The organism is Novosphingobium sp., from assembly GCF_019748365.1.
GTDB lineage: Bacteria > Pseudomonadota > Alphaproteobacteria > Sphingomonadales > Sphingomonadaceae > Novosphingobium.
Genome location: NZ_JAIEPN010000183.1, coordinates 1 through 9,298, shown reverse-complemented (window position 1 = coordinate 9,298; position 9,298 = coordinate 1). Strand labels below are relative to the sequence as shown.

Sequence of the window (9,298 nt, the reverse complement as noted above, 5' to 3'; positions counted from 1 at the left end):
GCCATCGCGCGGTCCATCAGGAAGGCGGCGCGGGCCATGTAGCCGGTCGCTTCCATCGTCAGGATGAAGAAGAACAGGATCAGGATCTGCGGCAGGAACACGACGACTGCGCCGACGCCGGCGATCACGCCGTCGGTGAGGAAATCGCGCAGCAGCGAGGCAGGCAAGGCAGCCCCAACACCCGCGCTGAGCATGTCGATGCCGGCCTGCAGCACAGTCTTGACCGGCTCGGCCCAGCTGAACACGGCCTGGAACACGACGAAGAGCAGCGCGAGCAGGATCGGCGGCCCCAGCCAGGGGTGCAGCAGCACGCGGTCGAGCTGCGCATGGATACGGTGCTGCGCGGTTTCGGAAAGGATCGACCCGCGCGCGATCTGCCGCGCCAGCATGCGCCGCTCCGGCGCGGTGACGTGCGGGCGGTGCGCGGGTTCAGCGTTCACCGGCCGGTCGCGCAGCGCCGCAACCGCGGCGGTCAGTTCGGCGAGGCCGCGCTTCCGCACCGCGACAGTCGGGAACACCGGCACACCGAGCGCCGCGGCGAGCGCCGTGGGATCGATCACCAGCCCGTCACGCTCGGCAAGGTCCACCATGTTGAGCGCGACGACCACCGGCCGGCCTAGCTCGATGATCTCCTGCGCGAAGACAAGGTGCTGTTCGAGGTTCGAGGCATCGAGCACGACCACCAGCACGTCGGGCTGCGCTTGCCCCGTCATGCGGCCCATGATCACGTCGCGGGTCACTTCCTCGTCCGGGCTCGAGGGATTGAGGCTGTAGGACCCCGGCAGATCGACCAGTTCGACGGGCTCGCCGCTCGGCAGCTGCATGCGGCCCGATTTGCGCTCCACCGTCACGCCCGGATAGTTGGCGATCTTCTGCCGCGCGCCGGTCAGCGCGTTGAACAGCGCACTTTTGCCGGCATTGGGATTGCCGACGAGCGCGGCGATCATGGTCTGCCGGGTCATGCTGCGGGGACCGTCAGGGGTTCGACCTGCATCGCCCGGGCGTGCACACGCCGCAGTGCCACGGTCATCCGGCCGATCTCGATGGCAATGGGATCACGGCCCAGAAATACCCCGCGATAGGCAAGCCGCACTTCGGCCCCTTCCTCGATCCCCAGCGCCTTCAGCCGCTGCGCTTCTTCAGGCACGAGCGCATCCCAATCCGCGGACAGGATCCGTGCCGACAGGCCAAGGGGGAGTTCATCGAGTGTCACCCTTCGAGCGCTGCCACAGCGTCCCGGTCATTGCAAGTCATTCGCAATAACTGCTTGCGATCACCGCGCCGGATAGCGGAGCCGACCCAGCAGCCGGGTCACGCTGAAAGTCTCGTCCTTGGGCTTTGCGGTGAAGCGCGCCTTGGCCTTTTCGAAGCGCATGATGCCGTCGATCCGGCGGGCGAGGAAGGCGCGGGTTTCCTCGCGGTCCTCGCTCTTGTCCTCGGCCATGACCGCCAGAGTGGCAGCATAGATCGAGCCGAGGATCGCGCGCTTGGTATAGTGGTTGTTGTCGGTCGCGGTATCGCCCGCGAGCCGCCACATCGCATCCGCGCTGCGCCAGGCGAGCTTCGTCGCGGCGGGGACGTTCCAGGGCTTGGCCATCTCGATCAGCGCGCCGCGCAGCGCTTCCTCGCGCCCGGCAATCTGGTCGAGCCGGAAGGTGACCAGCGCGGTGATCCGCTCGCGCACTTTCATGGTGGCAAGGTGTTCCGCCGGGAGCGCTTCGGCCATCGCGCGGTCGATGCTGCCCGCCCACGCGATGATCATGGCCATGGCGGCCGATTGCCCGCCCTCACCTTGAAAGGCAAAGCGCGCGGCAGCGGGATCGATCCCGGTGATCTCGGCAGCCTCGTTGAGCGCGGCTTCGGTCCAGCCGTCGAAGGCGGCGGCTTCGGCGATATGCGGGGCGAGCAGGACGCGCAGGTCCTCCAGTGAAAGGTCGGCAGTGGCAGCGTCGATCATGGTCGGTCCGATCAGAACGAGGGGCCGTAGGTCTTCTTCTGACCCGCAGCTCCACCCTTGGACGAATTGGCGATCTCGTTCGTGACCGCGCTGTCCTTGCCGTCAAGCAGGGCGTAGTCACGCGCGGACCGGCCCGAATTGTCCGGTCGGTCCGGGTTCGCACCGGCCTTCAGCAGCGCGCGCACCATGGCGAGATCGCGGCGGTGAACCGCAGTGATCAGCGGGGTTTCACCCGTGTTGTTGGGCTCGTCCACTTTCGCGCCCGAGGTGAGCAGGAACTCGACGCCCTCGATAAAGCCGAGGTTGCAGGCGAGCACGAGCGGCGTCGTGCCCTTGGCATCGCGCACGTTGACGTTGGCCCCGCGCGCGACGAGGAACTGCATCCACGTGAGGTCCCGCCGCGCCGTCACGATATGCAGGCCGCTTTCGCCGGTGCTGACATCGCGCGTGTTGATGATCTGGGTACCCGGCTCGTTGAGCGCGTCGGTCACCTTCTGGCCGTCCTTCTTGCGGATGGCTTCCAGGAACTTGTAGCTTTCGGAAAACTGCGCATGGACCGGCGCCGCAGAGCCAAGCACGCCCAGCAGCGCGGCGGCGGCAAAACCGGCGCGAAGCCCCCGCCCTGCCCTGAGCCGTGCGATCACCGTCCTGTCCCTCATTTCGTCAGCCCCGTTCTAATCGATAAAGCGCGCACTCTGATCGCCGTGTAACAGAGTCGCCCCTTGCAAGCCGCTGGTTAGCAGAGCATGAACCGCCGCGCCATGGACCCCAAGAGACCTATTCGTGCCCGCCTGCGCACTGCCATCGCAGCTTCCGCGCTTCTTCTGCTTTCCGCCTGCGGCGGCGCGTCCAGCGAACCGCCGCCGCTTGAGGGCGCGGCCATCGGCGGCGATTTCACGCTGGTCGACAAGACCGGCAAGACCGTGCACGCCGCCGATTTCAAGGGCCGCTACACGACGCTCTACTTCGGATATTCGTTCTGCCCCGATGTTTGCCCGCTTGATGTGCAGATGCTGATGCAGGGCTATCACAAGTTCGCCAAGGCGCACCCGGACCTTGCCGCAAAGGTCGTCCCGCTGTTCATCACGATCGACCCGGCGCGCGACAAGCCCGAGGTTGTCGGCCAGTTTACCGCACATTTCGGCAAGGAACTGATCGGCCTCACCGGCAGCGACGCCCAGATCGCGCAGATCGCCAAGTCCTACGCGGTCTACTACAAGAAGGGTCAGGGCACCGGCCCGAACGACTATCTGATGGATCACAGCCGAGCCGCTTATCTGATGGGTCCGCAAGGCCAGCCCATCGCACTGTTGCCGGTCGACAAGGATGCGGACGCGGTGGCCAGCGAATTCGCCAAGTGGGTGCATTGAGCCGCTGATGCCCGGCTCGCTCCCTTCTTCCGGCCGCTTCTGGGACAAGCCGATCGAGGCCTTGTCGCGCGACGAATGGGAAGCGCTGTGCGACGGCTGCGGCAAGTGCTGCCTCCACAAGCTGGAGGATGAGGACACCGGCGAAGTCCATCACACCAACGTCGCCTGCCGCCTGCTCGATCTTTCGACCGGGCGCTGCTCCGATTATCGCCACCGCAAGGCCATGGTGCCCGATTGCCTGCGCCTCACCCCCCGGCTGGTGCGCGAGGTGCCGTGGCTCCCGGCGACCTGCGCCTATCGCCTGCGCGCGGACGGCAAGCCTCTGCCTGCCTGGCACTACCTCGAATGCGGAGACCGCGAGGAAGTGCGCCGCGCGGGCCATTCGGTCATCGGCCGGGCCGTGAGTGAAGTGCTGGCTGGCCCGCTTGAGGAGCATATCGTACCGGAAGACATCGCTGCGTGGGGTCGGCGGTGATTTCCCTGCCGCGCATGCTAGCCCGCGGCCGCAAGCCAGGTGCCCGCGCGCCGGCGCCCGCGCCGCGCGTTCTGACGGTGGGAGACCGCGAACTCCCAGTCATCGTCCGCCGCCTGCGCACCGCGCGCCGCATCACCCTGCGGCTTGCGCCCGACGGCAGCGAGGCGCGCATCTCGATGCCCGAATGGGGCCACACCGCCGATGCGCTCCGCTTCGCCGAACAGCGCCGCGACTGGCTTGCAGCGCAACTCGCGCGCATCCCGCCGCCGGTGCGGATCGGGGCAGGCTGCACGCTGGCGTTTCGCGGTGAGCCGCTGCGGGTGGAATGGCGGCAGGGTGCCCCGCGCCGCCCGGCGATCGCGGATGGCCAGCTCCTGCTCGGCGGTCCGGCCGATGGCATGGAGAGCCGCCTGCGCCGCTGGCTCGAAGCCGAAGCGCTGCGCCTCGCCAGCGCCGACCTTGCGCACTATTGCGCCCGCGCCGGCCAGCCCTTGCCGAAACTCGCCTTGTCGCGGGCGCGCCGCCGCTGGGGCAGTTGCAGCAGCCGGGGCGTGATCCGCATCAACTGGCGGCTCGTCATGGCGCCGGATTTCGTCCGCCGCTCGGTCGTCGCGCACGAGGTCGCGCACATGACGCACTTCGACCACAGCCCGGCGTTCCATGCGCATCTCGACGAGCTTTACGAAGCGCCGATCGAAGACGCCAATCGCTGGCTCAAGGCGGAAGGGCGCGGGCTTTACCATCCCTTCGGCTGATTATCCCTTTCGTCCCGACCCTTGCGCCAGCACTGGCGCGTCGGCCCGCCACGCTCTATCTAGTCCGTCATGAAAGAGTTTTTCCGCAACGTCTCCCCGGTGCGCGCCGTCAAGGACATCTGGCAGATCCTCGGTGCGCCGACAGAGTATCGCTGGCGCGGCCTTGCGTTTGCGGTGCTGGCCACGGGCGGCATCTTTTCGGTGATGTGGCAGCAGGGCGGCCGCGGCCTGCCGCGCCCGCCCGAGGTGATCTACTTCGAAAGCTGGCGCGCCGATCGCACCGATGCCGAGATCATCGCGGGCAATATCGAGGCCACGAAGAAGGCCCGCGCCGAAGCGGCAGCAGAGCAGGCGCGGGCTGACGACATTCGCGGCATGTACAAGGCTGTCGGTGCTGCCACCGGTCTCGACACTGAAGCAATGGACCGCCAGGCCAAGGCTGAACGCGAGGCGGAAGCCCGCGCGACCGAGGCGCGCAACAAGGCGCTGCTTGATCGCCTTGTGGTGAAGCCCACTGCCAGCGCAGCCCCTGCTCCCAAGGTGCCCTGAGCCCGGTGGCCTTCAGCGATGCCGACTGGCTGGACGCGGCCGCCGCACTCGCCGCGCGCGGGCGTCCGCTCAGCCGCCCGAACCCCGCTGTCGGTGCGCTGATCATCAGGCAAGGCCGCGTTATCGGACGCGGCTGGACCCAGCCCGGCGGCCGCCCGCATGCCGAGGCGCAAGCCTTGAACCAGGCAGGCGAAGCGGCACGCGGCGCGACAGCTTACGTCACGCTCGAGCCCTGCGCTCACGATAGCCCGCGCGGCCCCGCCTGCGCGCACAGCTTGCGCGATGCAGGCCTCGCCCGCGTGGTGATCGGCTGCGAGGATCCCGATCCGCGCACCGCCGGCGCCGGGATCGCCTTGCTGCGCGCCGCCGGGATCGAAGCCGCGCTGCTGCCATCCCCCGCCGCCATCCGCTCGCTCGAAGGCTACCTCACCCGTGCGCGCCTTGGCCGCCCGCACACCACGCTCAAGCTCGCCACCTCGCTCGATGGCTGCATCGCCATGGCCGATGGCGCCAGCCAGTGGATCACCGGTGCCGAGGCGCGCGCCCACGGCCACGCCATGCGGGCGCGCTCTGACGCGATCCTCGTTGGCGGTGAAACGCTGCGCGCCGATTCCCCACGGCTCGACGTGCGCCTCCCCGGCCTCGCAGCGCGCAGCCCGGCGCGCTGGGTGCTGACCCGCGGCGCGGCGCCAGAAGGCTGGCAGGCTATCGCTGATCCTGCGAACGCAAGCTTCGGCGATGCGCAGTACCTCCTGATTGAAGGCGGCGCCGGCGCTGCCGCTGCGTTCCTCGCTGCCGACCGGGTCGATCGGCTCCTGCTCTACCGCGCCCCGATCCTGATCGGCACCGGCCGGCACGGCCTTGGCGATATCGGCCTTACCTCCTTGGGCAAGGCCCATGGCCGCTGGCAGCTCACCGACCGGCGGCGGCTTGGCAGCGACACGCTCGACGTCTACGACCGCATCCGCTGAAGGAGACCGCATCCCCATGTTCACTGGCATCGTCACAGAAGTCGGCCGCATCCGCGCCATTGCCACCAAGGGCGATACGCGCGTGACGATTGCCTGCGCGATGGACCCGGCAAAGATCGCCATCGGCGCTTCGATCGCCTGCTCGGGCGTGTGCCTGACGGTCGTCGACCGCGGCGGCACTGCCGGCGACAGCTGGTTCGCGGTCGACGTTTCGGGCGAGACGATCAGCCGCACGGCTCCGGCGCAGTGGCACGAACACGCCCCGCTCAATCTCGAACCGGCCCTGAAGCTGGGCGATGAACTCGGCGGCCATATCGTCACCGGCCACGTCGATGCGGTGGGCCGCGTCGTCTCGGTCGATCAGATCGGCGGCTCGTGGCACGTCGTCGTCGCGGCCCCGCCGGAGCTGGCGCCCTACATCGCCGCCAAGGGCTCGATCACGGTCGATGGCGTCTCGCTCACCGTGAACGACCTTGCCGACCAGCCGGACGGCACATGCCATTTCATGCTCAATATCATCCCGCACACCGCAGAGGTGACCACGCTGGGCACGCTCGCGCCGGGCCGCGAAGTGAATCTCGAGATCGACGTCCTCGCCCGCTATCTCAAGCGGATGCAGAGCCTCGCTGCTGCGGGCTAATCAGCCTGCGACATCCTTCAGCGCGGCAATGAAGCTCTCGATATTGCCGGTCGTCAGCCCGGCGATGTTCACGCGGCCCGATCCCGCCATATAGACGCCGTGCTTCTCGCGCAGCGCCATGATCTGCTCGCCCGAAAGCGGCAGCATCGAAAACAGGCCCTTCTGGAGCCCGAGCGGCGCCATGCTGATCGGCCCGATCGCTTGCGCGGCGGCGAGGCGCTCGCGCACTTCGGCCATGCGCGCGCGCATCGCGGTCAGCTCGTCGATCCACTGCGCGGTAAGCGTCGCATCGCCGAGGATAAGCCGCACTGCCGCTGCGCCATGATCCGGCGGCATCGACCAGCTAGCGCGCGCGATCGTCGCGCCGTTGGCCATGGCTTTCGCAAGCGCATCGGCATCGCTTGTCACGGCATAGAAGGCGCCGACACGGTCGCGGTAGAGACCGAAGTTCTTGTCGCAGCTATAGGCAACCAGCGCTTCCGGCACGGCGGCCAGCACCTTGCGCAGGCCATAGGCATCGGCTTCCATCCCGTCGCCGAGGCCCTGATAGGCAAGGTCGATCAGCGGCAGCACGCCCGAGGCGGCGACCATCGGCGCGATCTCGTCCCACTGCGCATGGGTGTAGTCGACGCCCGTCGGGTTGTGGCAGCAGCCATGGAGCAGCACGACATCGCCGGACGCCGCATCGGCCAGCGCGCCGCGCAGCGCCTCAAGGTCGGCAGTCCCGTCCGCCGTCATGTGCTTGAAAGTCTTGAGCTCGAGGCCGACGGCCGCGACGATCTGCGCATGGTTCGGCCAGGACGGCGTGCCCATGATGATCCGCTTGGCGCCCGCGCGCGCCGCCACTTCCACCGCAAGGCGCACCGCGCCGGTGCCGCCCGGGGCCTGCATACCCTCGACGCGGGCACGATCGAAATCGGCGCCGAACACATAGGGGATCAGCGCATGGACAAAGCCCATGTCGCCCTCGGGCCCGAGATAGGCCTTGGAATCCTGCGTCTCGAGCAGAATGCGCTCGGCCGCCTTGATGGCGCCGAACACCGGCGTCTCGCCCGTGCTGGTGCGATAGACGCCCACGCCGAGGTCGATCTTGGTCGGCCGCGGATCGGCATTGTGGAGCTTGATCAGCGCAAGCAGCGCATCGGCGGGCTGGGCGTTCAGGGTCTCGAGCATGGGCGCGCCTTTGCCCCCAAACCGCGCGCTGCACAAGAGGCCGCAGCCTTGCCCTGTGCGCTCAGAACGGCATCCACTTCTGGGTGCGGCTGAACTTCATGTACCCGGCATTGACCCCGAGCCGCAGCCCGGCGCCGAAGCGCACCGGAATCACCACCACATTGCCCCGGCGCAGATAGCTCACATTGAAGCCGCCGACGAAGTAAGCCTGCCCCTCACCCGCGCCATAGCGCTTGAAGAGGTCTTCGCTGTCGTGAAGATTGTAGACGAGCACGAAAGTGTTCGCCGCATTCGCGCCAAGGTCGAAGCCCAGCGACGGACCCGTCCAGTAGACCGGACGCTCGCCCTCGATCTTGTGATGGAGCGTGCCCGAACCATACCGCAGCCCGACGACCACCGCGCCGCCCGCCTCGCGCCCGGTGATATAGGCGTTGGGCTGACCCTGCTTCTTCAGGATATCCTGGATCATCAGCGCGAGACCCTTGGCCCCCTTGCCAAAGACGCCTTCGGCGGCGCCGATCAGGTCGTCCTCGCGGTAGGTGGTGCCATCAGCGGCTGTGCCTCTAGCCGCACCGGGCGCCGCCGGAATCGATGCCATGCCCGGTGCTGCCGCGGCGGGGGACGAGAATGCCGGATCGCCCGACCGCGTCGTTCCGACAGGAGCCGTCGGCGCGCTCGGCGAGGGGGCCGGCTGCGCGGGGGCAGGCGGAAGGGGCTGCGAGCCGGGCTTTGCCGGCAAGTCCCCATCGATAGCAGTGTTGGGATCGATCTGCTGAACTTGCGCCTGCGCAGCAGCGCCCAGCACCAGTCCCAATGCGGCAAGCCCGATCGCGATGTTCCGGCTCAGCTTCATCACCCAATTCCTATCCTGCGGCCCAGCGCCGGTTGTTCGGCATCGGTCACCCGGCTCCGACACCCAGGCCGGACCCTTCGTCAGCGTATCAGGCCCTCATCTCTTCACCCGGCACAATGAACCGGCGATGAGCCGAGTCGATTTCACGCCGAGGCGAATCCGGAATGGTTGCGGAGATCGCGGCCACAATGACCCGCAGGAAGCCCCTTGCCGCCCCCCCACTCCCTCGCTATAGCGCCCCCTCGCCGCTGCGATCCGGAGACGTGGGTGAGTGGCTGAAACCAACGGTTTGCTAAACCGTCGTACTGGGATTACCGGTACCGAGGGTTCGAATCCCTCCGTCTCCGCCAATTCTTTGAAAAATAAGCGTTTCTCAAAGACTCCCTTGCAGAGGGGTACGCTGGGCCGCGCCTCATACGCTGATATGTTTAGCGTATTTCTAGCCCCAATAGGCATGATTCAGCCGGGAATTAAGGTTCGTGTGAGAACACCGGGAATAAAAGGGGCCACGGATCGGCCGGTAGCACCGGATTAAAAATGGGCCAGTCCTGCTAG

12 protein-coding genes and 1 tRNA gene are annotated in these 9,298 nt (G+C 67.6%); 7 read left to right on the top strand and 6 right to left on the bottom strand.

Annotated elements, in window-relative coordinates:
- From K5Q19_RS19925 to K5Q19_RS19910, 4 genes are all read right to left on the bottom strand, one after another.
- Positions 1–962, bottom strand: a 962-nt coding sequence (locus K5Q19_RS19925) for a ferrous iron transporter B (RefSeq protein WP_292948738.1), incomplete at its 3' end; no start/stop codon positions are given.
- Positions 959–1,213, bottom strand: coding sequence for a FeoA family protein (locus tag K5Q19_RS19920; protein WP_292948736.1), 255 nt, complete (start codon positions 1,211–1,213; stop codon positions 959–961). The genes K5Q19_RS19920 and K5Q19_RS19925, both read right to left, overlap by 4 nt.
- A 60-nt stretch (positions 1,214–1,273) precedes the next feature.
- On the bottom strand, positions 1,274–1,957 hold the full coding sequence (locus K5Q19_RS19915; protein ID WP_292948734.1) for a COQ9 family protein: 684 nt from the start codon (positions 1,955–1,957) through the stop codon (positions 1,274–1,276).
- An 11-nt stretch (positions 1,958–1,968) separates the two neighbouring features.
- Positions 1,969–2,616, bottom strand: a complete 648-nt coding sequence (locus K5Q19_RS19910) for an ankyrin repeat domain-containing protein (RefSeq protein ID WP_292948732.1) — start codon at positions 2,614–2,616, stop codon at positions 1,969–1,971.
- Between the two features lie 87 nt (positions 2,617–2,703).
- Here K5Q19_RS19910 and K5Q19_RS19905 point away from each other — a divergent pair, with 87 nt between their 5' ends.
- The 6 genes from K5Q19_RS19905 to K5Q19_RS19880 all read left to right on the top strand — a co-directional run bounded on the left by K5Q19_RS19905 (position 2,704) and on the right by K5Q19_RS19880 (position 6,717).
- Positions 2,704–3,327, top strand: coding sequence for an SCO family protein (locus K5Q19_RS19905; protein WP_292948730.1), 624 nt, complete (start codon positions 2,704–2,706; stop codon positions 3,325–3,327).
- A 7-nt stretch (positions 3,328–3,334) separates the two neighbouring features.
- The gene (locus tag K5Q19_RS19900) at positions 3,335–3,802 is read left to right on the top strand and encodes a YcgN family cysteine cluster protein (protein WP_292948728.1); all 468 of its coding nucleotides are present in this window, start codon (positions 3,335–3,337) and stop codon (positions 3,800–3,802) included.
- Entirely contained in the window at positions 3,799–4,557 is a 759-nt protein-coding gene (locus tag K5Q19_RS19895) for a SprT family zinc-dependent metalloprotease (RefSeq protein ID WP_292948726.1), read from the top strand. Before K5Q19_RS19900 ends, K5Q19_RS19895 begins: the two co-directional genes overlap by 4 nt.
- Positions 4,558–4,626: 69 nt before the next feature.
- Positions 4,627–5,106 (top strand): hypothetical protein, encoded by a 480-nt coding sequence (locus tag K5Q19_RS19890; RefSeq protein WP_292948725.1) that lies wholly within the window; start codon positions 4,627–4,629, stop codon positions 5,104–5,106.
- Positions 5,103–6,077: a bifunctional diaminohydroxyphosphoribosylaminopyrimidine deaminase/5-amino-6-(5-phosphoribosylamino)uracil reductase RibD gene (ribD, locus tag K5Q19_RS19885; protein WP_292948740.1), complete on the top strand. Its 975-nt coding sequence runs from the start codon at positions 5,103–5,105 to the stop codon at positions 6,075–6,077. The genes K5Q19_RS19890 and ribD overlap by 4 nt, the downstream gene beginning before the upstream one ends.
- A 16-nt stretch (positions 6,078–6,093) precedes the next feature.
- Positions 6,094–6,717: a riboflavin synthase gene (locus tag K5Q19_RS19880; RefSeq protein WP_292948723.1), complete on the top strand. Its 624-nt coding sequence runs from the start codon at positions 6,094–6,096 to the stop codon at positions 6,715–6,717.
- Here K5Q19_RS19880 and K5Q19_RS19875 read toward each other — a convergent pair whose 3' ends face one another.
- Together K5Q19_RS19875 and K5Q19_RS19870 are read right to left on the bottom strand one after the other, a co-directional pair.
- The gene (locus K5Q19_RS19875) at positions 6,718–7,890 is read right to left on the bottom strand and encodes an amino acid aminotransferase (protein ID WP_292948721.1); all 1,173 of its coding nucleotides are present in this window, start codon (positions 7,888–7,890) and stop codon (positions 6,718–6,720) included.
- A 61-nt stretch (positions 7,891–7,951) separates the two neighbouring features.
- Positions 7,952–8,743, bottom strand: coding sequence for a DUF1134 domain-containing protein (locus tag K5Q19_RS19870; RefSeq protein ID WP_292948719.1), 792 nt, complete (start codon positions 8,741–8,743; stop codon positions 7,952–7,954).
- Between the two features lie 257 nt (positions 8,744–9,000).
- Here K5Q19_RS19870 and K5Q19_RS19865 point away from each other — a divergent pair.
- A tRNA-Ser gene (locus K5Q19_RS19865) sits at positions 9,001–9,093 on the top strand.
- Positions 9,094–9,298: the final 205 nt, after the last annotated feature.